Annotated in this window: 1 protein-coding gene; it reads left to right on the plus strand. The window is 33.9% G+C overall.

From position 1 onward, the window contains the following. Positions 1-280, plus strand: a 280-nt coding sequence (locus tag ACTHR7_RS10830; RefSeq protein ID WP_440370811.1) for an EamA family transporter, incomplete at both ends; no start/stop codon positions are given.

Here is a 280-nt window from a genome sequence, read left to right on the forward strand (position 1 = left end):
GCTTTATATGGAGATATTTTAGCATTTATTGCTGCCGGTATCATTACTGCTTATTTTTTCATTAGCCAACACGTTCGTAAAGATTTGTCACTTATACCCTATTCAGTAATTAGTTATGGAAGTAGTGCTGGCTTTCTTGGCATATTTGCTTTCACGCAACAAGAATCTTTCATCCATTACTCTACACAAACTTGGTTGTGCTTTATTGGATTAGCTTTCATTGCTACAATTTTAGGACAAACCATTTTTAATTGGTTATTAAAATGGATGAGTGCTACTG

The sequence above is a fragment of the Neisseria sp. P0007.S010 genome, assembly GCF_051962875.1.
In the GTDB taxonomy this organism is placed as follows: domain Bacteria; phylum Pseudomonadota; class Gammaproteobacteria; order Burkholderiales; family Neisseriaceae; genus Neisseria; species Neisseria subflava_A.